At 66.4% G+C, this 21,556-nt stretch carries 24 protein-coding genes; 17 read left to right on the top strand and 7 right to left on the bottom strand.

Annotation, left to right across the window (positions count from 1 at the left end; translation table 11 throughout):
- The first annotated feature begins 1 nt into the window (after window position 1).
- The 4 genes from CW360_RS10605 (at window position 2) to CW360_RS10620 (ending at window position 2,765) form a co-directional block, all read left to right on the top strand.
- The gene (locus CW360_RS10605) at window positions 2-1,144 is read left to right on the top strand and encodes an NnrS family protein (protein ID WP_101193683.1); all 1,143 of its coding nucleotides are present in this window, start codon (window positions 2-4) and stop codon (window positions 1,142-1,144) included.
- A gap of 50 nt (window positions 1,145-1,194) precedes the next feature.
- Window positions 1,195-1,662 (top strand): hypothetical protein, encoded by a 468-nt coding sequence (locus tag CW360_RS10610; protein ID WP_229727142.1) that lies wholly within the window; start codon window positions 1,195-1,197, stop codon window positions 1,660-1,662.
- Window positions 1,646-2,440 (top strand): substrate-binding periplasmic protein, encoded by a 795-nt coding sequence (locus CW360_RS10615; protein WP_101193684.1) that lies wholly within the window; start codon window positions 1,646-1,648, stop codon window positions 2,438-2,440. The genes CW360_RS10610 and CW360_RS10615 overlap by 17 nt, the downstream gene beginning before the upstream one ends.
- 82 nt (window positions 2,441-2,522) lie before the next feature.
- Window positions 2,523-2,765 (top strand): TIGR02647 family protein, encoded by a 243-nt coding sequence (locus CW360_RS10620; RefSeq protein ID WP_093984480.1) that lies wholly within the window; start codon window positions 2,523-2,525, stop codon window positions 2,763-2,765.
- An 8-nt stretch (window positions 2,766-2,773) separates the two neighbouring features.
- Here the strand turns inward: CW360_RS10620 and phnX are convergent, their stop codons facing one another.
- From phnX to CW360_RS10635, 3 genes are read right to left on the bottom strand one after another with little or no spacing between them, the layout of a single operon-like run.
- On the bottom strand, window positions 2,774-3,607 hold the full coding sequence (gene phnX / locus CW360_RS10625) for a phosphonoacetaldehyde hydrolase (protein WP_101193685.1): 834 nt from the start codon (window positions 3,605-3,607) through the stop codon (window positions 2,774-2,776).
- On the bottom strand, window positions 3,604-4,722 hold the full coding sequence (locus CW360_RS10630; protein WP_101193686.1) for a 2-aminoethylphosphonate--pyruvate transaminase: 1,119 nt from the start codon (window positions 4,720-4,722) through the stop codon (window positions 3,604-3,606). Before CW360_RS10630 ends, phnX begins: the two co-directional genes overlap by 4 nt.
- Window positions 4,723-4,781: 59 nt before the next feature.
- The gene (locus tag CW360_RS10635; protein WP_101193687.1) at window positions 4,782-5,465 is read right to left on the bottom strand and encodes an HAD family hydrolase; all 684 of its coding nucleotides are present in this window, start codon (window positions 5,463-5,465) and stop codon (window positions 4,782-4,784) included.
- A gap of 177 nt (window positions 5,466-5,642) precedes the next feature.
- On the opposite strand from CW360_RS10635, the gene CW360_RS10640 reads away from it, so the two are divergent.
- The 7 genes from CW360_RS10640 to CW360_RS10670 all read left to right on the top strand — a co-directional run bounded on the left by CW360_RS10640 (window position 5,643) and on the right by CW360_RS10670 (window position 14,988).
- Window positions 5,643-6,545 (top strand): LysR substrate-binding domain-containing protein, encoded by a 903-nt coding sequence (locus CW360_RS10640; RefSeq protein ID WP_093984476.1) that lies wholly within the window; start codon window positions 5,643-5,645, stop codon window positions 6,543-6,545.
- Between the two features lie 210 nt (window positions 6,546-6,755).
- Window positions 6,756-7,778, top strand: a complete 1,023-nt coding sequence (locus CW360_RS10645) for a putative 2-aminoethylphosphonate ABC transporter substrate-binding protein (RefSeq protein ID WP_425439763.1) — start codon at window positions 6,756-6,758, stop codon at window positions 7,776-7,778.
- A 51-nt stretch (window positions 7,779-7,829) separates the two neighbouring features.
- On the top strand, window positions 7,830-8,894 hold the full coding sequence (locus CW360_RS10650; RefSeq protein ID WP_101193688.1) for a putative 2-aminoethylphosphonate ABC transporter ATP-binding protein: 1,065 nt from the start codon (window positions 7,830-7,832) through the stop codon (window positions 8,892-8,894).
- A 57-nt stretch (window positions 8,895-8,951) separates the two neighbouring features.
- Window positions 8,952-10,637 carry a putative 2-aminoethylphosphonate ABC transporter permease subunit gene (locus CW360_RS10655; RefSeq protein ID WP_212633293.1) on the top strand — a complete coding sequence of 562 codons (1,686 nt, stop codon included), beginning with the start codon at window positions 8,952-8,954 and terminating at the stop codon, window positions 10,635-10,637.
- A 7-nt stretch (window positions 10,638-10,644) separates the two neighbouring features.
- Window positions 10,645-11,538, top strand: a complete 894-nt coding sequence (locus tag CW360_RS10660) for an EamA family transporter (protein WP_101193690.1) — start codon at window positions 10,645-10,647, stop codon at window positions 11,536-11,538.
- A 50-nt stretch (window positions 11,539-11,588) separates the two neighbouring features.
- Window positions 11,589-14,438, top strand: coding sequence for a class I adenylate cyclase (locus CW360_RS10665; protein ID WP_101193691.1), 2,850 nt, complete (start codon window positions 11,589-11,591; stop codon window positions 14,436-14,438).
- A 145-nt stretch (window positions 14,439-14,583) separates the two neighbouring features.
- Window positions 14,584-14,988, top strand: coding sequence for an HPF/RaiA family ribosome-associated protein (locus tag CW360_RS10670; RefSeq protein ID WP_101193692.1), 405 nt, complete (start codon window positions 14,584-14,586; stop codon window positions 14,986-14,988).
- A 45-nt stretch (window positions 14,989-15,033) separates the two neighbouring features.
- Here the strand turns inward: CW360_RS10670 and rnk are convergent, their stop codons facing one another.
- The 3 genes from rnk to cyaY form a co-directional block, all read right to left on the bottom strand.
- Entirely contained in the window at window positions 15,034-15,438 is a 405-nt protein-coding gene (rnk, locus tag CW360_RS10675) for a nucleoside diphosphate kinase regulator (RefSeq protein WP_093984468.1), read from the bottom strand.
- Window positions 15,439-15,613: 175 nt separating this feature from the next.
- Window positions 15,614-15,874 (bottom strand): hypothetical protein, encoded by a 261-nt coding sequence (locus CW360_RS10680; protein WP_101193693.1) that lies wholly within the window; start codon window positions 15,872-15,874, stop codon window positions 15,614-15,616.
- A 144-nt stretch (window positions 15,875-16,018) separates the two neighbouring features.
- Complete coding sequence (cyaY, locus tag CW360_RS10685; protein WP_101193694.1) at window positions 16,019-16,351, bottom strand: iron donor protein CyaY; 333 nt, start codon at window positions 16,349-16,351, stop codon at window positions 16,019-16,021.
- Window positions 16,352-16,486: 135 nt separating this feature from the next.
- On the opposite strand from cyaY, the gene lptM reads away from it, so the two are divergent.
- From lptM to CW360_RS10715, 6 genes are all read left to right on the top strand, one after another.
- Window positions 16,487-16,624 carry an LPS translocon maturation chaperone LptM gene (lptM, locus tag CW360_RS10690; protein WP_093984465.1) on the top strand — a complete coding sequence of 46 codons (138 nt, stop codon included), beginning with the start codon at window positions 16,487-16,489 and terminating at the stop codon, window positions 16,622-16,624.
- Window positions 16,625-16,633: 9 nt separating this feature from the next.
- The gene (lysA, locus tag CW360_RS10695; RefSeq protein ID WP_101193695.1) at window positions 16,634-17,881 is read left to right on the top strand and encodes a diaminopimelate decarboxylase; all 1,248 of its coding nucleotides are present in this window, start codon (window positions 16,634-16,636) and stop codon (window positions 17,879-17,881) included.
- Window positions 17,882-17,891: 10 nt separating this feature from the next.
- Window positions 17,892-18,722 carry a diaminopimelate epimerase gene (gene dapF, locus CW360_RS10700; RefSeq protein ID WP_093984463.1) on the top strand — a complete coding sequence of 277 codons (831 nt, stop codon included), beginning with the start codon at window positions 17,892-17,894 and terminating at the stop codon, window positions 18,720-18,722.
- 20 nt (window positions 18,723-18,742) lie between these two features.
- Window positions 18,743-19,438, top strand: coding sequence for a DUF484 family protein (locus tag CW360_RS10705; protein ID WP_101193696.1), 696 nt, complete (start codon window positions 18,743-18,745; stop codon window positions 19,436-19,438).
- Window positions 19,439-19,506: 68 nt separating this feature from the next.
- Window positions 19,507-20,412, top strand: coding sequence for a tyrosine recombinase XerC (xerC, locus tag CW360_RS10710; RefSeq protein WP_101193697.1), 906 nt, complete (start codon window positions 19,507-19,509; stop codon window positions 20,410-20,412).
- Entirely contained in the window at window positions 20,409-21,116 is a 708-nt protein-coding gene (locus CW360_RS10715; protein ID WP_093984460.1) for an HAD family hydrolase, read from the top strand. The genes xerC and CW360_RS10715 overlap by 4 nt, the downstream gene beginning before the upstream one ends.
- A gap of 61 nt (window positions 21,117-21,177) precedes the next feature.
- On the opposite strand, the gene sutA is transcribed toward CW360_RS10715, so the two are convergent.
- Entirely contained in the window at window positions 21,178-21,510 is a 333-nt protein-coding gene (sutA, locus tag CW360_RS10720; RefSeq protein WP_093984459.1) for a transcriptional regulator SutA, read from the bottom strand.
- Window positions 21,511-21,556: the final 46 nt, after the last annotated feature.

The following is a 21,556-nucleotide window of genomic DNA, read 5'->3' on the forward strand; positions in this document are numbered from 1 at the left end:
CATGACCATGCAGCGCCCACGCCCAGCCATGGCGCATGCCTGGTTCTTTCCCGCGGCGGCGCTGTACGCCACCCTGCTGCTGCCGCTGAGCGTGGCCGGCCTGCTGGGTGTTTTACCGATGCCACCGGGACTCGCCCAGCCGCTGGGACACGCCCACGAGCTGCTGTTCGGCTATGCCCTGGCAGTGGTCGCCGGCTACCTGCTTGGCCCACAGCCACAACCGCGTTGCCTGGCGCTGCTCGGCTGCTGGCTGGCCGCGCGCCTGTTATTCCTCGCCTATCCCGGCAGCCTGCTGGCGGGGCTGGCCGCCGCGCTGTTCGCCGCCGGCCTGGCCTGGCAGGTGCTGCCGCGCTTTCTCGGCGCGGCGAAAAAGTGGCGCAACCAGAGCGTAGCGCCGATGGTCGGCCTGCTCGCCCTGCTCAGCAGCCTGCCGGCCACGGGCACAGGGCTGCTCGATAGCTCGGCGCAGGCACGCAGTGCACTCTTGCTGCTGGCTGGCCTGCTGTTCTTCATGGGCGGGCGGATCATTGCCCCGGCACTGGCCGGCCACGCACAGCAGCAGGGCTGGACGCTGCAGCACCGTGTGCAACCGCGCCTGGAAGGTGCCGGGCTGCTTGGTCTGGCTGCGGCCCTACTGCTTGGCCTGCAGCCGCTCAGCCAGCCCCTCGCCGGCCTGGCACTGCTGTTGACCAGCCTGCTGGTTCTGCTGCGCTGGTTACGCTGGCAACCCTGGCGCTACCGGCAACGGGCTGACTTGCTGATCTTGCTGCTGGGTTATGCCTGGCTGGTCATCGGTCTGGCCCTGTACGGCCTGCACCTGCTCTGGCCGCTGCCAGGCGGCAATGCCGCCCTGCATGCGCTGAGCATCGGCGCACTGGGCACGCTGAGCCTGGCGGTGATGGCGCGCACCCGCCTGCTGCTATGCTGGCGTAACGCCAATGCCCGGCCCTGGATCCACGCGATCGCCCTGCTGCCCAGCCTGGCCGCCCTGGCTCGCCTGCTCGCCGGGCTGCCGGGACTGCCTCCCGCCCTTTGCCTGGCGCTGGCTGCTGGCCTGTGGAGCCTGGCCTTTGCCGGCCTGCTGGTATTGCTCTGGCAACTGCGCGACAGTCAGCGCGCTGACCCGCGTCAGTCTTCTCGCTAACCGGGCTGGCGTACACTGTCCAACCTGACCTGCGCCTTGTGGAGCCCGCCGTGCCAGAACAATCACCAAAGCGACCGGCGCACTTTCGCTTCAGTGCCGACCGTCAGTCCGCACAACGCCGGGTGCGCTATCAGGAAGGCACCCTGGGTGACCCCGATGACTGCCAGCTGTGCCAACTGGAACAGGCCACCTCACTGGAAAATTCCGCCATGCATACCGAACCACACGCGCCACACGATGATGACGACGACGAAGAGCAGTTCACCGCGGCCATGCTCGCCGAAGCGGTGGAGAACCAGCTCGCCGCCGGCAAACCGCCAGCCGCTCAGGCCAGCTTCAACAAGCTCAGCCTGGTGGGCTATGCACGCGAAGAGATCATCGAACTGATGAGCCAGGTACTGGCCTACAGCATCAAGCAGATGCTCGACAGCGGCCAGCCCTTCGACATGCCCGGCTACGAGCGCCTGCTCCGTGAACTGCCGACGCTGCCGGAGCTGGCGGATGAAGCCGCGCAGTAAGCTCCTCGCCTGTGCACTGCTGGCCCTGCTGCTTGGCGCACTGGGCACAGCCCAGGCCGACGTGCCGCGAATCGGCGTCGAGGACGACTGGTATCCCTACAGCGCCGTGCGCCAGGGTGAAATACGTGGCCTGTCGGTAGATATCGTTCGCGCCGCATTTGCCGCTGCCGGGGTGGAAGTCGAGCTGCTCGCCTATCCCTACGCGCGCTGCATGCAGATGACCCGCAAAGGCGAGCTGGCCGGCTGCTTCAATACCGCACCCAACCCACAGATCGCCCGCGACTACCTGCTGCCCGAACAACCGCTGTTCCAGGACGACATCCTGCTGTGGGCGCGCCAGGGCGAATACAGTGAGATCCAGCACCTGCAACAGCTCGACGGCCGCCGGGTAGCGGTGACCATCGGCTACGAATACGGTAGCCGCTTCGACAGCCGGGAAGCGATCCTGCGTGTCCCGGTACGCCAGGACCTCAACGGCTTCCGCATGCTGCAGCGCGGCCGCGTGGCGTTCTTTGTCGCCTACCGCGGCACAGCTGCCGTGCTGTTCAGCGAACACCCCGAGCTGGCCGGGCAGTTCCATGCCCTGGCCACCGTACACCGTCCCAGCCTGTACCTCAGTTTTTCCCGCCAGCATGCACAGGCACCGGCGCTGCTCGCCGCCTTCGACCGTGGCATGCGCGCGTTGCACAGCAGCGGGCGCTATCAAGCCATCCTGCGCGACTGGGCGCCCACGGCCGCGCATGCCCAGCCGGCCCTGCTCAAGCTGGGCGGCCCGTAAAACTACCTGCGACCTTTATCCACGCCCCGTGGCAACGCCACAGGGTCTAGACTGCTGGCACACCCCCACCTCTGGAGTTCCCATGGCCTACACCGCCGAACTGATTGCCGAAGCCGAACTGCTCGCCCTGTTCAACCTGGACAACACCCAGGAAGGCCTCAAGGTGCACCACAGCGCCGCCCCCGCCACCGTTGCCGCCGCCCAGCGCCTGCATGCCAAGGGACTGATCAGTCAGGCCGATGGCGGCTACCTGACCAGCCTGGGCCTGGACGCCGCCGAGCACGCCCAGGCACTGTTGCGCATCCTGCAGCCGCAACACGCCTGAGCCTCCACTCAGGGACGCTCGCCGCGCGCCAGGCGGGCGTCAATCTCGTCCAGCAACGCCGGCAACTCAGCCAGGCTGTCCAGCACATAGTGGGCACCGGCCTGATAGAGACGCTGGCGGGCGCCCTGCAGGCGCTGCTCGCGGGCTAGCGGGTCAAGAGCCTGCCACTGCGCGTAGTCGACACCCACTTCGTTGCCCGAAGCCGCCAGGCCGACTGTCCACATGCCGGCCGCCAGGCCTTCGGCAATCCCCGGCGGGGTATCGTCAACCTTGACGCACGCCGCCACGTCGCTCACCCCCAAACGCAGCACATTCTCCAGCGCCATCCAGGGTCCCGGGCGACCGCCCGCCGGCAGGTCGTCGGTGGCCACCGTATGGTCAGGCTGATAGCCCGCCGCCGCGGCAATCGGCAACAGCGCGTCCATCACCACACGCGGATAACCGGAGCAGCTACCGATTTTCAGGCCACGCTGGCGCAGCGCGGCAACCGCCGCCAAGGTACCGGGAATAGGTGCCGAATACTGCCCGACGCGTTCGATCTGCAGGGGTATGAAGCGTGCATACAGCGCATCCACATCGGCGTCGCTCATCGCCTTGCCATAGCGGGCCTGCCAGCGCGCCGCCACCGTCGGCAGGCGCCCCAGCGCCTGGATGTGTTGCCACTTGGCCAAGCCCATGGGCACGCGTGCTTCGTCAAGGCTGACGCTGATGCCGAAGGCCGCGAAGGCATCGATCAGCACCTGGGTAGGGGCAAACGAGCCGAAATCCACCACCGTGCCTGCCCAGTCGAGGATCACCGCCTGCAGCGGGGCACAGTAACGACGCTGGTAGCGATAGCTCATGCCGCCACCTCCGCCGCGGGCAGATAGCCCAGTTCATCAAGCGCCGCCGCCAGGGCGGCCAGGGCCTGGTCGATTTCCGCGCCATCCAGCGCACCAATGCAGCCTATGCGGAAGGTTTCGCACGAGGTCAGCTTGCCCGGATAAAGGATGAAACCGCGCGCACGGACCGCCTGGTAGAGCGCGGCGAAGCGATAGCCCGGCAGGGGTGGCGCATGCACAGTGAAGATGATCGGCGCCTGCACGTCCTCGGCCAGATAGCTGCGCAGCCCCAGGCGCCGCAGACCGTCGCGCAACCGTGCGGCGTTGGCCTGGTAACGGGCCAGGCGCGCCGGCTGGCCACCCGCGGCCAGGTACTGGTCGAGCGCCGCACGCAAGCCGGCCAGCACATGGGTTGGCGGCGTGAAGCGCCACTGTCCGCTGCGCTGCAGATAGACATACTGGTCATGCAGGTCGAGCGCCAGCGAATGGCTGTTAGCGGCGCTGGCCAGCAGCGCCTGGCGCTCGGCGAGGACAAAGGCCATGCCCGGCACACCCTCCAGACACTTGTTGGCCGAAGAAACCAGCGCGGCAAAGGGTACCTGGCGGGCCAGCACCGGCAAGGCACCAAAGGCACTCATACTGTCGATGATCAGCGCGCGCCCAGCGGCCGCTACCACACCGGCGATCTGCTCCAGCGGGTTGAGCAGCCCGGTGCTGGTTTCGCAATGGATGACCCCGACATGGCTGCATTCCGGGTGCGCGGCCAGGGCGGCCGCCAGGCGGCGCGGGCAAACCGCCTGGTGGTCGGCAAAGGTCAGACGCACCACACGCCGTCCCATGACTTCGGTAAGGCGCGCCATACGCTCGCCATAAGCACCATTGACCAGCACCAGCAGCGTGCCGTCGCGCGGCAACAGCGTGCCGATGGCGGCCTCTACGGCAAAGGTCCCGGAGCCCTGCAAGGGTACGCAGACATGGCTGTCACCGGCGTCGGCAATCGCCAGCAAGTCGCTGCACACGGATGCGCTGAGCTGGTTGAAGGCTGCATCCCAGCTGCCCCAGTCACGCAGCATGGCCGTCTTGGTAGCCAGGCTGGTGGTCAGCGGGCCGGGGGTAAGCAGTACGGGTTCACGCATGAAAGTACTCCTGGCGCCGCCCAGGCGGCACCCTTGATGGGAACTAAGGAAGCCTGGGATCAGGCGCTGGCGGCCTGCTGCGGATCGAGCCACAGGCATGGCCAACCCAGGCGCTGAGCTTCGGCCTGCAGGCGCGCGTTGGGGTTGGTTGGACGCGGGTCGCTGACCCAGTGCAGCAGCGGCAGGTCGTTGTGCGAGTCACTGTAGAAATAGCTACGCCGCACACGCGCCTGCTGGCCCGCCAGCCAGGCTTCGACACAGCGCACCTTGCCCTCGGCATAGGTAGCCGGGCCACCCGGCGCGCCGGTGAAGCAGCCGTCCTGGCGAGCGCAGGGCACGCCAAAGATATGCGTGAAGCCCAACGCCCGGCCCATCGGCTCGACCAGGAAGTCCTCGCTGGCCGACACCAGCAACAGGCTGTGTCCGGCTTCGCCGTGCGTCTGCAACAAGCGCCAGGCCTGGGCATAGACCGCCGGCAGCAGGTGCTCATCGACCAGTTGCTGTACTGCCTCGGCCACAGCCTGCGCGCAGCGTCCGCGCAGCGGTTCGAGGGTCAGCTGCAGGTAGGCCTGCATGTCCAGCCCGCGCTCGCCGTATTCAGCCATCAGCGCAGCATGCCGGGCGCGAAACTGCGCGCCGGCCACCCAACCCAGCTGTTGCATGCGCGCGGCCCACTGCGCCGAGCAATCCAGCGGCAGCAGGGTATGGTCAAGGTCGAAAATCGCCAGCGTAAGTTCCTGCATGGGGCACCTTTGCCTGCCAGGTGAAAGACCTGGCGCAGTATCGACGTGCCCCTGCCGCTCGCCCAGCGCCCTGGGCTTGGCCAATGCCCCAGCTTTTCTTATGACTTGTCATCGCGCTGTCACGTCGCAGCGCTTAACTGCCAAGCCCAGCCACCCGTGCATCGCATAAGGCCAGCCATGTCCAGCCTGCCACCACTCAATGCCCTGCGCGCCTTCGAGGCTTCCGCGCGCCTGGGCAGCTTTACTCGCGCAGCCGAAGAGCTGCATGTCACCCAGGCGGCGGTCAGCCAGCAGGTCAAGCAACTGGAGCAACACCTGGCCGCACGCCTGTTCATCCGCGAAGCCAAGGGTCTGCGCCTCACCGAGCAGGGGCGCAGTTACCTGCCGGCGCTGACCCAGGCGTTCCATACCCTGCGCAGCAGCACCGCCGAACTGTTCGGCGAGCGCGGCCGTACCCAACTCAACGTGCAGGCCTCCAATTCCTTTGCCGAACATTTCCTGGCCCCCCGCCTGCATCGCTTTCTGGCCGAATATCCGCGCTTTCGCGTGCGGGTCAGTTCCTCGCCCTGGACCGTTTTCGACCAGCCGAACAATGCCGACGTGGAGATCTGCAACGGCTATGGCGACTGGACCAATCGCCAGGTCGAGCGTCTCACCCATGAGCACTGGCTGCTCGTTTGCAGTCCGCAGACCCTCGCCCGGCGCGGCACGCCGGGCTCGGCCCGCGAGCTGCTGGAGTGGCCGCTGCTCAGCGTGCTCGGCTACCGCGAAAGCTGGAGCCAGTGGCTGGCCGCGCAGCAGGTCAGCCTGCTCGCTCCGCCGCCCTGCCTGGAGTTCGACACCACCACCCTGGCCATGCAGGCCGTGCGTCATGCCGATGGGGTGCTGCTGACACGCAGCTTCCTGGTCGGCGATGCCCTACGACGCGGCGAGCTGGTGCGCCCGCATGCCGGCACCCTGGAAACCCGTGGCGGCCACTATCTGGTCAGCCAGGTGGGCGACCAGCGCCCCAAGGTGTTGGCCTTCTGCGACTGGCTGCGCCGCGAACTGCGCATTCACCAGGCCGGACTGGCTGGCTGAGCCGATGCCGGCCAGCCCGGCAGGCCAAGCCCACCCGGGTGCAAGCCCCAGAAAATCCAGGGCATTCGCCGCCACCTCGTCACAAAGACGCAACAGGTCCTGCCTAGCATCGCCCCAGGTGAGCCGGCCTGCGCCATAAGCACAGGTTATGCGTACCGCTCCCTGCCAACCCGACCCGTCGCGGCATGTTGCCGCCCCAGGAGATGCTTCGTGAAACCGTCCAACCGCTTGCGCCACCTGCTCGCCGCCGCCCTGACCAGCCTGTCCTGCGCGGCCGTTGCCGCCGACCAGCTGACCGTCTATACCGCGCTGGAACCGGAAGACCTGAAGAAATATGCAGACCGCTTCAACGCCGACCATCCGGACATCAAGATCAACTGGGTCCGCGACTCCACCGGGGTGATCACGGCACGCCTGCTCGCCGAAAAGAACAACCCCAAAGCCGATGCCGTGTGGGGCCTGGCCGCCACCAGCCTGAAGCTGCTGCAGCAACAGGACATGCTGGAAGCCTATGCGCCCAAGGGCCTGGACAAGCTCAACCCACGCTACGTGGACAATCAGCAGCCGCCGCAGTGGATCGGCATGGATGCCTGGATGGCCGCCATCTGCTTCAACACCGTGGAAGCGCAAAAGCACCAACTGCCCATCCCGGCCAGCTGGCAGGACCTGACCAAGCCGGTCTACCGTGGCCACGTGGTAATGCCGCACCCGGCCTCCTCGGGCACCGGCTACCTGGATGTCTCGGCCTGGCTGCAGACCTTCGGTGAAGAGCAGGGCTGGGCCTACATGGATGGCCTGCACCAGAACATCAAGAGCTACACCCATTCCGGCTCCAAGCCTTGCAAGATGGCCGCCACTGGCGAAGCGCCGATCGGCATCTCCTTCGCCTACCGTGGCGCCAAGGAAAAAAGTGCCGGCGCCCCGCTGGAGCTGATCTTCCCCAGCGAAGGCCTGGGCTGGGAAATGGAAGCCGCCGCCATCATCAAGGGCAGCCAGCGCCTGGCAGCCGCCAAGACCCTGCTCGACTGGGCGGCCAGCGAAAAAGCCAACCGCCTGTACAACGAGGGCTACGCCATCGTCGCCATGCCCGGGATCGCCCGGCCGGTGGAGCATTTCCCTGCCGAGCCGGAACAACTGCTGATCGACAACGACTTCGACTGGGCTGCGGAAAACCGCGAGCGCATCCTCGCCGAGTGGCAGAAACGCTACGAAGGCAAGGCCGAAGCCCAGTAACCCTGCCACGCCCCGGCCGGCGGCCGGGGCCTTTGCCACGGAGCATTCCCCATGCAGCAGAACTGCGGCAGCCGCCTGCAACTACAGGCCATCCACAAGCGCTTCGGCCACTTCACCGCCCTGGACGACATTCACCTGGACATCCAGCCCGGCGAACTGGTGTGCTTCCTCGGCCCCTCCGGATGCGGCAAGACCACTCTGCTGCGCATCATTGCCGGTCTCGAACAGCAGAGCAGTGGCCGCCTGCTGCAGGGCCACCGCGACATCTCGATGCTGCCTCCACGGCAACGCGACTTTGGCATCGTCTTTCAGTCCTATGCGCTGTTTCCCAACCTCAGCGTGCAGGACAACATTGCCTTCGGCCTGCGCAGCCTCGGCCAGCCGAAAGCGCAGATCAAGCAGCGTGTCGACGAGTTGCTGGCGCTGATCGGCCTCGCCGACCAGGCCGGCAAATACCCCGCGCAACTTTCCGGCGGCCAGCAACAACGCGTGGCACTGGCCCGCGCGCTGGCCCCGGCCCCCGGCCTGCTGCTGCTCGACGAACCGCTATCGGCCCTCGATGCCCGCGTGCGCGGCCACCTGCGCAAGGAAATCCGTCGCCTGCAGCAACAACTCGGGGTAACCAGCATTCTCGTCACCCATGACCAGGAAGAGGCGCTGACCATGGCCGACCGTGTGGTGGTGATGAATCATGGCGTGATCGAACAGGTCGGCACGCCCGAACAGATCTACCGCCAGCCGGCCACCCCCTTCGTTGCCGAGTTCATCGGCGCGATGAACTTCATCGACAGTCCCTGCCAGGCCGACGGCAAGGTCCGTCTGGGCGCTACCCTGCTGGACATGCCGCAGGCCGCCAGCCAGGGCGCGCGGGTTCGCCTGGCGTTCCGCCCGGAGGAGGTTCAGCTGTTACCACGCCACAGCGGCGGCCTGCCGGCGTGCATCGAGCAACTGGAGTTTCTCGGCACCTTCCTGCGCGCCCGCGTGCGAGTCGCTGGCCTGGAGCCCCTGCTGACCGTGGATGTCGACCCTCGCAGCGCCCTGCACTTGCACTTGCATGTCGGGCAGCAACTGGACGCCCACCTGCCCACCGTCAACCTGCGCTGTTACGCCGCCTGACCAGCCCGCACCGCCGGCGACTGCGCCGGCCCTGCCCGAGTGTTGAAGATGTCCCAGATGTCCCTGTCCTTGCCCACGCTGCTGGTTCGCCAGGAGCGCCGCCTGCTCAGCTTGCTGTTCGTCATCCTCTTGCTGCTGTTGCTGCTGGTCCTGCCGGCCCCGCTGTTTAGCTTGCTCAGCCGGAGCCTGGCAGACGCCCAGGGCCAGTATGTCGGCCTGGCCAATTTTCGCGCCTACCTGGACAGTGGCGCCCTGCAGCGCGCCCTTGGTCATTCGCTATGGGTGGCCGGGCTGAGCACGCTGATCGTCATCAGTAGCGCCTTTGCCGCCGCCTGGGCGCTGACCCGTACCCGTTTGCCGGGGCGCGGCTGGATCCGCGCGGCACTGCTGCTGCCGATCCTCGCCCCCTCGCTGCTGCCCGCGATCAGCCTGATCTACCTGTTCGGCGAACAGGGTCTGTTGAAGAGCTGGCTGGCTGGCCAGTCGATCTACGGGCCGCTGGGCATCGTCATGGGTTCGTGTTTCTGGACGTTCCCGCATGCGCTGATGATCCTGCTCACCGCGCTGTCGCAGGCTGATGCCCGTCACTACGAAGCCGCCGAGGTCCTGCGCGCCTCGTCCTGGCGCACCTTCTTCTGCGTCACCCTGCCCAACGCTCGCTACGGTCTGGTCAGTGCCGCCTTCGTGGTGTTCATTCTGGTGTTCACCGACTTTGGCGTACCCAAGGTGATCGGCGGCAACTACGACATGCTGGCCACCGATGTATACAAACAGGTCATTGGCCAGCAGCGTTTCGAAATGGGCGCCGTGGTCAGCGTGCTGCTGCTGTTGCCGGCGCTGCTGGCGTTTCTCGCCGACCGCTGGGTGCAGCAGCGCCAGGCCGCCACCCTGACCGCCCGCGCCGTACCCTTCACGCCCAAGCCCGACCGCCTGCGCGACTTGCGCGGCGCACTGCTACTGACCCCGCCGTTGCTGTTCATCCTCGCCGTGATCGGCATGGCGGTGTATGCCTCGCTGGTCAGGTACTGGCCCTACAACCTGCAACTGAGCCTGGCCAACTACCAGTTCGAACGCCTGCTCGGCGATGGCTGGGGTAGCTACCTGAACTCCCTGCGCCTGGCCGGCCTGACCCTGCTGGCCGGCACCAGCCTGGTGTTCCTGAATGCCTGGCTGAGCCAGCGTACCCCGCAGCCCAAGCCGCTGCTCGGGGTCTTCCAGCTGCTCGCCCTGTTGCCACTGGCGATTCCCGGGATGACCCTCGGCCTGGGCTACATCTTCTTCTTCAACCACCCCGACAACCCGCTCAATGGCCTGTACGGCGGTATGACCCTGCTGGTGCTCTGTACCCTGGTGCACTTTTACTCGGTACCGCACCTCAACCTGCTCACTGCCTTCAAGCAGTTGGACAGCGAGTTCGAGGCGGTCGGCGAGTCGCTGCGCGCCTCGCGGGCGCAAATTCTCTGCCGGGTCACCCTGCCGCTGAGCCTGCCGGCACTGCTCGACGTGGCGCTGTACTTCTTCGTCAACGCCATGACCACGGTATCGGCAGTGGTCTTCCTCTATGGCCCGGACAGCAACCTGGCGGCGATCAGCGTGCTTAACCTCGACGACGCCGGGCAAACCGCCGGTGCGGCCGCCATGGCGGTCTGCATCATGGCCACCTGCGCCCTGGCCAAGCTGCTGCACAGCCTGCTCGGCCTGTACCTGGTCCGTCGCCAGGGAGCCTGGCGCGGCCAGGCCTGAGCGCCCGATGAGCGGCCTGAGCCTACTGCTGGTCCTGCTTTCGGCCATCGCCCATGCAGCCTGGAACCTGGCGGGCAAGCAGGCCCGCCCGGACCTGGCGTTCTTCTTTCTCGCAAGCCTGTGGGGCTTTCTGCTCGGCGCACCGCTGATCCTGCCCTTCACCTGGCCACTACTCCAGAGCATGCCCGCCACACTGTGGGCCTGGGTGGGGCTGTCCGGGTTATGTCAGGCCCTCTACCTGTGGGGGCTGGGCCAGGCCTACCAACGTGGCGAACTGTCCAGCCTGTACCCACTGATCCGCGCCGTGCCGCTGCTCCTGCTGATGCTGGCCGGCCTGCTCTGGCAGGCCGGTAATCCGTTGAGCCACGCGGCACTGGCCGGCATCCTGCTCATCGTGCTCGGCTGCCTGCTGTTGCCCATGCGGCACTTCGGCGACCTGCGCCTGCGCCACTACCTCAACCCAGCCAGCGCCTTTGCGTTGCTCGCCGCCACGGCCACCGCCGGCTATTCGCTGGTCGACGACATCGCCACCCGGGCTCTGCGCGGGTTACCCGGTGCGCACAGCGCCGCCGAGGTAGCCCTGCTCTACGTGCTCCTGCAGTCGCTGGCCGCGGCCGCCTGGCTAGGCCTGCCACTGTTGCGCCACCAGGCCTGGCGCCACCTCGCCGGCCAGTGGCGGAGCAGCCTGTTCACCGGAATCATGATGCCGCTCACCTACGTCCTGGTCGTCTGGGCCATGGCCTATGCCAGTCATGTCAGCTACGTGGTAGCGCTACGCCAGGTGAGTATTCCGATCGGCGTCGGGCTGGGCATCTGGCTGCTGGGCGAACCGCTGAGCCGGGCCAAGCTGCTCGGCGTCACCCTGGTACTGGGCGGGCTCGGCCTGGTACTGCTGGACTGAGCAACGCCGACAACTGGCGCCAACCGGAGAATATGCTTAGGCTCTGCGCCATGAGCAGAAACCAGGAAATTCGTCCGGATATCGACGACGGCATCGACCGCAAGGTGCTGGCGCAGCTGCGTGCGCGCTTTCTCAAGGTCAATGCCGGGCGCCTGCAGCGCGCCATGCTGGCGTTGTCCAGCCGCCAGCAACTGGTGCTGCGCCTGTTGCCACTGCTGTTCCACGTCAATCATCCGCTGCTCCCCGGTTATGTCTCGGCTGCCACGCCGGCCGGCCTGTCCGGCTTCGAGCCGGATGAGTCACTGCTCGCCGAAGCACAGCGCCTGACCCGCTCCTTCGTCTACAAGCCGGCGCGCGGCAAGAGCGAGGCGCCACTGCATGGCCTGTTCCTGATGGGCAGCCTGGGTACCGTGGCGCAGGCTGAGCAGAGCGACATGGACCTGTGGGTCTGCCACGACCCGCAGCTGCCAGCCGCTGCCATCCTCGAACTGCAGCGCAAATGCCGCCTGCTGGAAGCCTGGGCGGCGACCCAGGGTGCCGAGGTGCACTGCTTTCTGATTGATCCGCAACGCTTCAGCCGTGGCGAACGCGACGGCCAGCTGACCTCCGACGACTGCGGTACCACCCAGCACTACCTGCTGCTCGACGAGTTCTACCGCACCGCCATCTGGCTGGGCGGACGCACACCACTCTGGTGGCTGGTGCCGGTGTACGAGGAAGCCCGCTACCCGCAGTACACCCAGACCCTGCTGAACAAGCGCTTCGTGCGTGCCGACGAGGTGCTCGACCTCGGCCACCTGGCGCGTATCCCCGCCCATGAGTTCATCGGCGCCGGCATGTGGCAGCTGTACAAGGGCATCGAGTCGCCCTTCAAGTCGGTGCTCAAACTGCTGCTTACCGAGGTCTATGCCAGCGAACACCCGCAGGTGCGCTGCCTGGCCCTGCGTTTCAAGCAGGCGGTATTCGCCAACCAGCTCGACCTCGACGAGCTCGACCCGTACATCGTCGTCTATCGCCGCCTCGAAGAGTACCTGCTGGAGCGCGGCGAGCAGGAGCGCCTGGAACTGATCCGCCGCTGCCTGTACCTGAAGATCGGCAAGAAACTCAGCGTGCCACCGCGCGGGCGCAGCAAAAGCTGGCAACGCCTGCTGTTCGAGCGGCTCACCGCCAGCTGGCAGTGGCACGAGCGGCAACTGGCCCTGCTCGACAGCCGCAGCCAGTGGAAGGTACGCCAGGTCGTCGGCGAGCGCCGCGCGCTGGTCAACGAACTGACCTTCAGCTACCGCTTTCTCTCCCAGTTTGCCCGCCTCAGCGAGGCCGGCAGCTCGCTGAGCAGCCGCGACCTGGGAGTGCTCGGCCGGCGTCTGTATGCCGCCTTCGAGCGCAAGGCCGGCAAGGTCGAGTACATCAACCCCGGCATTGCCCCGGACATCGCCGAAGACAGCCTGACCCTGGTGCATATGCCCGCCCAAGACGATAACCAGGACAGCCAGTGGGCACTGTTCTCCGGCAACCTGCATGCGCAGGAATGGCCGGACTACGCGCCACTCAAGCGCAGTCGCGAGCTCATCGAGCTATTGGCCTGGTGCCAGCGAAACGCCGTGATCGATGCCGGTACACGCCTGACCATCCACCCGGGCGACAGTGATCTGGGCGACTACGAGCTGAACAACCTGATCGGCAGTCTGCAGCAAGCCTTCCCCCTGCCGCTGCCCAGCGTCGCGGAAAGCGCCCTGCTGCAGGCCAGCCAGCCGCGTCGGGTGCTGCTGCTGGTGAATGTCGGCTGCGACCCACTGAAGGCGCACAGCCAGCTGAATGTCCACCTGACCAGTGCGCGCACCGACGCACTGGGCTATTCCGGGGTGCGTGAAAATCTCGTATTGAGCCTCGACCAGGTCACCCTGAACAGCTGGAACGAGCTGCTGGTCAGTCGCTACAGCGGTGCGGATGCGCTGCTCGACTGCCTGCGCGATTACCTCAACAGCCTGCCGGCCCAGGGACCGCACCCCGAGCTGCTGGTGCGCTGTTATTGTCGCAACCGGGCCAGCGCGATTGCCCAGCGCGTCGAGGAACTGTTCCGCGAAGCCCTGCAGCGTCTTGCCGAACAGCCGCCCAGCCGTCTGCTTCTGCAGATCCAGCAGCGTTACCACCTGCTGCAACTGCAGGCCGGCCAGGTACGCCACCAGAGCCTGCCCGACCTGCCCAGTCTGGTCAGCGCACTGGGCGAAGAGCTGCCGCAGTACAGCCCGCTGCACCTCGACCGACATGCCCTGGAAGGACACGACCTGGCCCTGCTCCTGCCCTGCGGGCGTCCCGACTGCCTGCAACTGTTCTACCGGCTGGATGGCGACATGGCCGAGGTCAGCCTGCTCGACGAGCACAACGCGCTGTGGCGGCAACGCTTGCCCTTTCACGACGAGCAGACCCTGCTGACGCCCTTGCAGCGCTTTCTGCAATCCCTGCAATACCGCCACAACGCGCTGCTACCACTGAACCTGGAACTCCCCGGCAACAGTCTGGAGATTCTCTACTACGAAATCCTCCCGCCCCTGCCCGGTCGCGCCCAGCGCCTGGAGCGCCGCGCTGCCCCCGCCGCGGCAGTCAACCAGGCGTTCTACGACGTACAGGCGATCGTCGAACCGGATGACCACGCTCGCCAGCACGTCACCCTGTACTGCAACCACCGCGAGTTCTCCGAGCTGGAATATGGCGCGCAGCTCTACCAGGTGGTGGCCAGCCACATCCTCGCCCAACGGCGTACCGGCGGGCGCTATCCCTGCTACATCACCGACCTCGATCTATCACGCATCTACCCGCAGCAGCAGATGCAGACCGTGCATTACCTGCACTACAAAGTGCAGCTGGAAGACCGCCTGAACGCCGCGCTGCAGCAAGCCTGACCAACCTGCCCCCCTCGCCAACAACCAAGACAGACAAAGAAAGGATGTCTGGATTTTTCTTTGCTGGCTTGTCGCAGCGAGAAAGGCGTAGGCTGCAAGTGTCGCCCGGCATGGGCGGCATCTTGAGCTGAAGAAGGAACGCGTCATGCAAATCCAAGTACACAGCGACAACCATATCGAAGGTAGCGCGCGCCTGGCCGAGTGGGTCAGCGCCACCCTGGCCAGCCGCCTGGAACGTTTCGACGACGAACTGACCCGTGTGGTCGTGCACCTCAATGACGAGAACGCCCACAAGACCGGGGCGCAGGACAAGCGCTGCCAGATCGAAGCACGCCCCAAAGGCCTACAGCCGATTTCCGTCACACACAAGGCCGAAGCCCTGGAACAGGCCATCGACGGTGCCGCGGAAAAGCTGCATCACGCCCTGGAGCACCAGTTCGGCAAGCTGCGGGCACGCCGCACCAGCCAGCCGGTAGAGGACAGCACGGCCAGCCAGGACGCCCTGCTCGAAGAAGACTTTCTGGCTGCCGAACAACTGCGCAGCCTGTAACCCCCACGCGGCGGCAGGCTCAGGCCTGCCGCAGCCCTGCGAACCTCAACGCAACTCGCCGGCGGCCTCCGGCTGATACTCCACAGCCAGCAGAGTCAGCTTGAGCTGCTTGCCGCCTGGTGCCGGCCAGTCGATGTGCTGACCGACCGACAGCCCCAGCAAGGCACTGCCCACCGGTGCCAGGATGGAAACGCGGCCCTCGCCACCGGCATCCTGCGGATACACCAGGGTCAGGTGGTAGTCCTTGCCACTGGCCTCTTCACGGCAATGCACGCGCGAATTCATGGTCACCACGCCCGCCGGCACTTCGTCATGGCCAACCACCTGGGCACGCGCCAGTTCCTGCTCCAGCGCCTCGGCGCCAGGGCCGTACTCCTCCAGACTGTCGAGCAGGCGCTCCAGGCGTTGCAGGTCGACACGGGTGATGATGATGGGCGGCTGGGCGTTCATGGCGTGACAGGTTCTCCCTTGAACAAAAAATGCAAAAAGCCCCACCGGGACAGGCGGGGCTTGGTTTGACAGAGCGGTCAGATTGGCTCGTTAGGTCGACACTACCATAGCGACGACAAATGGCAAGGCATGCCTGCCGGCCAAGACGCACGACGACACGGGACAACGCACGCCGTCAGTGCTGGCTACGGTACAGCTTGCGGCCACAGCCCTGGCAGACGAACACCCGTTCCTGGCTGTTGCGCCCCCACTCGCCGCGCTCCTCGATGGTCGCCGAGGCACAGTGGCTGCACTGCGCAGGCTGGCCGGCCAGGCTGGCCAGGTACTGTTCCTCGGTCGGCAGGGCCTTCCAGCGATTGAGCTTGAGCACCGCGAAGGTCATGCCGTAGAACAGGCCGCAGAGCAACAGGAAGGGGATCAGGTAGAAATGATTCATCGATGCCGACCCTCGTGGCCTGCTCAGCGCATGGACGGCCAGTATGCGCGCCTCTCCGGCGATAACCAGCACGACTATGTAAGCACTTGTTAGCCACCCCTGCGCAGGCGCCCGACGCGCACACCGGCTAGCAACCTGTCGGTTTCACAACCCGGCGAAGTCCAGCGCCTCGCCACCCTGCTCCAAAGCCACCCGCGCCAGCAACTCGCCCAACGGCTCGCTACCGCTGTCACACAGCCAGCGCTGGCTGTCGCTGTCGTAGTCGAAATGGAAACCACCGGAACGTGCCGCCACCCACAGCTGGGCCAGGGCTTCCTGACGGCTGAGGATCAGCTGGCTGCCATTCTCGAAACGCACGGTCAGCACACCTCCGCTGTTTTCCAGATCGATATCCAGGTCGCTGTCATCGAAGACATTTTCCACGCTTTCCTGAACCGCATCGACCAACGCATGAAAGCGTGCAGGGCTAAGAGTCATCATCATTCCTCACAACAAAAAGGGCCATGCCCGGACGGGCTGCAAGCCACAAAGGACGCGGCGCGGGCGCATAGGCAAGGCGCCGGGTGGCCGGTATACTCCCCGCCAATCGCCGATTTTGCAAAGGATTACGCCATGAAGCGCCTGCTGCTTCCCTTCCTCGCGCTCGCCGTGCTGTGCAGCGCCCTCGCCGGTTGTGGCCAAAAAGGTCCGCTGTACCTGCCTGACGACGAAAAAACCACCAAAGAACGCGACAAAGACGTTTTCCTCTAAGGGGTCCGCATGCAAGCCTTCCACAACCGCGACGGCCAACTGTTCGCGGAGGGCGTGGCCCTGTCCGCCATTGCCGAACGCTTCGGCACGCCCACCTACGTCTATTCCCGCGCCCACATCGAGGCGCAGTACCGCGCCTATGCCGACGCCCTGGCCGGCATGCCGCACCTGGTGTGCTTCGCCGTCAAGGCCAACTCCAACCTGGGCGTGCTGAACGTCCTAGCGCGCCTCGGTGCCGGCTTCGACATCGTCTCGCGTGGCGAGCTGGAGCGCGTGCTGGCCGCCGGCGGTGAACCGGGCAAGATCGTCTTCTCCGGCGTCGGCAAAACCCGCGACGATATGCGCCGCGCCCTGGAAGTCGGCGTGCACTGCTTCAACGTCGAATCGGTGGATGAACTAGAGCGCCTGCAGCTGGTGGCCGCCGAACTGGGCAAGACCGCCAGCATCTCGCTGCGGGTCAACCCGGACGTGGATGCCGGCACCCACCCGTACATCTCCACCGGCCTGAAAGAAAACAAGTTCGGCATCGATATCGAGCAGGCCCCGGCCGTGTATGCCCGCGCCGCCGAACTGGCGAACCTGCGCATCGTCGGCGTGGATTGCCACATCGGTTCGCAGCTGACCAGCCTGCCGCCCTTCCTCGACGCCCTGGAGCGCCTGCTGGCGCTGGTCGACCAGCTGGCCGCGCAAGGCATCCAGATCCAGCACCTGGACCTCGGCGGCGGCCTCGGCGTGCAGTACCGCGACGAGCAGCCGCCGCTGGCCGGCGACTACATCGCCGCCGTGCGTGAGCGCCTCAAGGGCCGCGCGCTGGCCCTGGTGTTCGAGCCGGGCCGCTCCATCGTGGCCAACGCCGGCGTGCTGCTGACCCGCGTGGAATACCTCAAGCACACCGCGCACAAGGACTTCGCCATCGTCGACGCGGCGATGAACGACCTGATCCGCCCGGCCCTGTACCAGGCCTGGATGGACGTCACCCCGGTGCAGCCGCGTGACGGCCAGGCGCGCCAGTACGACCTGGTCGGGCCGATCTGCGAGACCGGTGACTTCCTGGCCAAGGGCCGCGAGCTGGTGCTGGCCGAAGGCGATCTGCTGGCCGTGCGCTCGGCCGGCGCCTACGGCTTCGTCATGAGTTCCAACTACAACACCCGCGGCCGCGCCGCCGAGGTGCTGGTGGACGGTGAGCAGGCCTTCGAGGTGCGTCGCCGCGAGACCCTCGCCGAACTCTACGCCGGCGAAAGCCTGCTGCCGCAGTGAGGGCGCGATCATGCTATTGCGCTTCACCAAGATGCACGGCCTCGGCAACGACTTCATGGTCCTCGACCTGATCAGCCAGCACGCGCATATCCAGCCCAAGCACGCCAAGGCCTGGGGCGACCGCCACACCGGCGTCGGCTTCGACCAGCTGTTGCTGGTGGAGGCGCCGACCAACCCAGACGTGGACTTCCGCTACCGCATCTTCAACGCCGACGGTTCGGAAGTGGAGCAGTGCGGCAACGGCGCGCGCTGCTTCGCGCGCTTCGTGGTGGACAAGCGCCTGACCGTGAAGAAGCAGATCCGCGTCGAGACCAAGGGCGGCATCATCGAGCTCAACCTGCGTCCTGACGGCCAGGTCACCGTGGACATGGGCGCGCCGCGCCTGGTCCCCGAGCAGATCCCCTTCCAGGCCGACGCCGAGGCGCTCAGCTATACCGTGGAAGTGGATGGCCAGCGGCATGAGCTGGCCGCCGTGTCCATGGGCAACCCGCACGCCGTGCTGCGTGTCGACAACGTCGACAGCGCGCCGGTGCACAGCCTGGGGCCGAAACTGGAGCACCACCCGCGTTTTCCCAAGCGGGTCAACGTCGGCTTCCTGCAGGTCATCAACCGCCAGCAGGCACGCCTGCGCGTGTGGGAGCGTGGAGCAGGGGAAACCCAGGCCTGCGGCACCGGCGCGTGCGCCGCGGCCGTGGCCGCCATCCGCCAGGGCTGGATGGATTCGCCGCTGCAGCTGGAGCTACCGGGGGGCAGCCTGAGCATCGAGTGGGCAGGCCCCGGCCAGCCGGTTATGATGACCGGGCCCGCGGTGCGGGTGTATGAAGGACAGATTCGCCTGTAGGCGGCCCCGAGGAGCGCCCGATGAGTGATCAGCCGCAAGACCCCCCCCTGGATGCCGAACGCGTAGCGGCCTACCTGCGCCAGCATCCGGAGTTCTTCGTCGACCACGAAGAGCTGATCCCCGAGCTGCGCATTCCCCACCAACCCGGCGCCGCCGTGTCGCTGGTGGAGCGCCAGGTCAAGCTGTTGCGCGAGCGCAACATCGATATGCGCCATCGCCTGAGCCACTTGATGGACGTGGCCCGCGACAACGACCGGCTGTTCGACAAGACCCGCCGCCTGGTGCTCAGCCTGCTCGATGCCAACAGCCTGGACGAAGTCATCAGTGCCGTGGAAGACAGCCTGCGCCATGAGTTCCAGGTGCCCTTTGTCGGCCTCACCCTGTTCAGCGAACACAACCACGGCATCGGCCGCAGCGTCAGCCTGGCCGAAGCACAGCAGGCCATCGGCGGCCTGCTGGCCGGTAACAAGACCCTGTGCGGCGCCTTGCGCCCGGAGGAACTGACCTTCCTGTTTGGCGAGCAGGCGGCCAGCCAGGTCGGCTCCGCGGCACTGGCCGTACTGCATTACCAGGGCCTGCATGGCGTACTGGCCATCGGCAGCAGCGACCCCCAGCATTACAAGAGCTCGCTGGGCACCCTGTTCCTCGGCTACATCGGCGAAGTACTGGCCCGCGTACTGCCGCGCTACGCCACACCACTGCGCTCGGTGCGCTAGAACAGCCACAGGCTGCAAGTTGGCGCGCGCGTGCCTGTTGTCATCCTGGCGTACTTGGAGCTTAACGCTTGAAGCTTGCAGCTGACCTTGACGCCTACCTCGAACACTTGCGCAGCGAGCGCCAGCTCTCCGCGCACACCCTCAGCGCTTACCGGCGCGACCTCGATAAACTGCGAGCCTTCGCCCAAGATGAACAACTGGCCGACTGGCAGGCGCTGGACAGTGCGCGCCTGCGCCGGCTGATCGCCCACCTGCACCAGCAGGGCTTGTCCAGCCGCAGCCTGGCACGCCTGCTCTCGGCCTGTCGCGGGCTGTACCAGTACCTGGGCCGCGAAGGCCTGTGCCGCCATGATCCGGCCGCCGGGCTGAGCGCCCCCAAGGGGCAACGGCGCCTGCCTCGTGCCCTGGATGCCGACCGTGCCCAGCAACTCTTTGCGACAGCTACGGATGACGACTTCCTCGCCCGGCGCGACCAGGCCATTCTCGAACTGCTCTACTCCAGCGGCCTGCGCCTGAGCGAACTGGTTGGCCTCGACCTGCTCCAGCTGGACCTCGATGAAGGCCTGGTACGGGTCAGCGGCAAGGGCAACCGCGAGCGCATCGTGCCAATCGGCCGACCGGCACGCGCCGCACTGCGCGCCTGGCTCGCGGTACGTCAGGGCCTGGCCAGCGAGCCGGCACTGTTCATCAATCGCCGCGGCCGACGCCTCAGCGCCCGCTCGGTGCAATTGCGTGTCCGCCAGGCCGGCATCCGTGAGCTGGGCGAGCACCTGCACCCGCACATGCTGCGCCACAGCTTTGCCAGCCATCTGCTGGAATCATCGCAAGACCTGCGCGCCGTGCAGGAACTGCTCGGGCATGCCGATATCCGCACGACCCAGGTGTATACCCATCTGGACTTTCAGCACCTGGCCAAGGTCTATGACAGCGCCCACCCGCGCGCCAGGCAACGCAAGGACCCCGACAAGTCATGACGCCGCGGCTAGTCACCTTCGATCTTGACGATACCCTGTGGGATGTCGCCCCGGTGATGCGTGGTGCGGAAGCGACCCTGCGCGACTGGCTGGCCAGCCAGGCACCGCGTCTTGGCCCACTGCCCATCGAACAGCTCTGGGCCATCCGCGGCCAGTTGCTGGAAGCCGAGCCGCTACTGCGTTTTCGTCTCAGCGAGCTGCGCCGGCGTATCCTCCTGCAGGCCCTGCGCAGCGCCGGTTACCCCGACGAGGAAGCAGCCAGCCTCGCCGAAGGTGCATTCCAGGCGTTTCTCGCCGCGCGCCACCGGGTCAGCTTCTTCGATGACGTGCACAGCACCCTGGAGCAGCTGGCCCGTGACTACACCTTGGGCGTGATCACCAATGGCAACGCCGATATTCGCCGCCTGGGCCTGGCCGACTACTTCCGTTTCGCGGTCAGCGCCGAGCAGCTGGGCATCGGCAAGCCCGATCCGCGACCGTTTCAGGAAGCCCTGCGTCTGGCCGGAATCAGCGCCAACCAGGCCGTACATATCGGCGATCATCCACTGGACGATATCGCCGGAGCCCGCCAGGCCGGCCTGCAAGCCATCTGGTTCAATCCGCAGGGCCAGCCGTGGCAGGCAAGCACAGCGCCGCCCACTGCCCAGGTACGACGCCTCGCCGAACTGCCTGGCCTGTTGCGAGGCGGGCTAAGCAGGCAATAAAAATCCCCTGTCAGCCAGGCTGAACAGGGGATCGATGGGCAGGCCGTCAGCCAGCATCCGCTCAGATCGGGCGACTGCCGTACTTGCTGTCCGGTTTCTTGGGCGGATCGGCCACCACGTTGTCATCCACCTGCTGTACCTTGCCGCCGCGCGCCAGGAACTCTTCCATGGCCCGTGCCAGGGCATCACGCTCCTTCTGCTTGGCCTCGATACTCGGCAGCTCTTCCTCGACGGCAGCCGCCTTGGCCTTCTTCGCAGGCTTGCCAGCTGGCGCTGCTACCAGGCCATCTTCGTCCTCTTCTTCGACAACCTCGTCATCAGCGGCGTCAAGCTCCTCCGCCTCGTCTTCGTCGCCGGCTTCCAGCTCGTCGCGTTCCAGATCATCGTCGCTCATGTTCTACCTCATGGCTTGCCAAAGCAGCTTAGTTATAGCAGAGCCG

Source organism: Pseudomonas fluvialis (assembly GCF_002835605.1).
Classification (GTDB): domain Bacteria; phylum Pseudomonadota; class Gammaproteobacteria; order Pseudomonadales; family Pseudomonadaceae; genus Aquipseudomonas; species Aquipseudomonas fluvialis.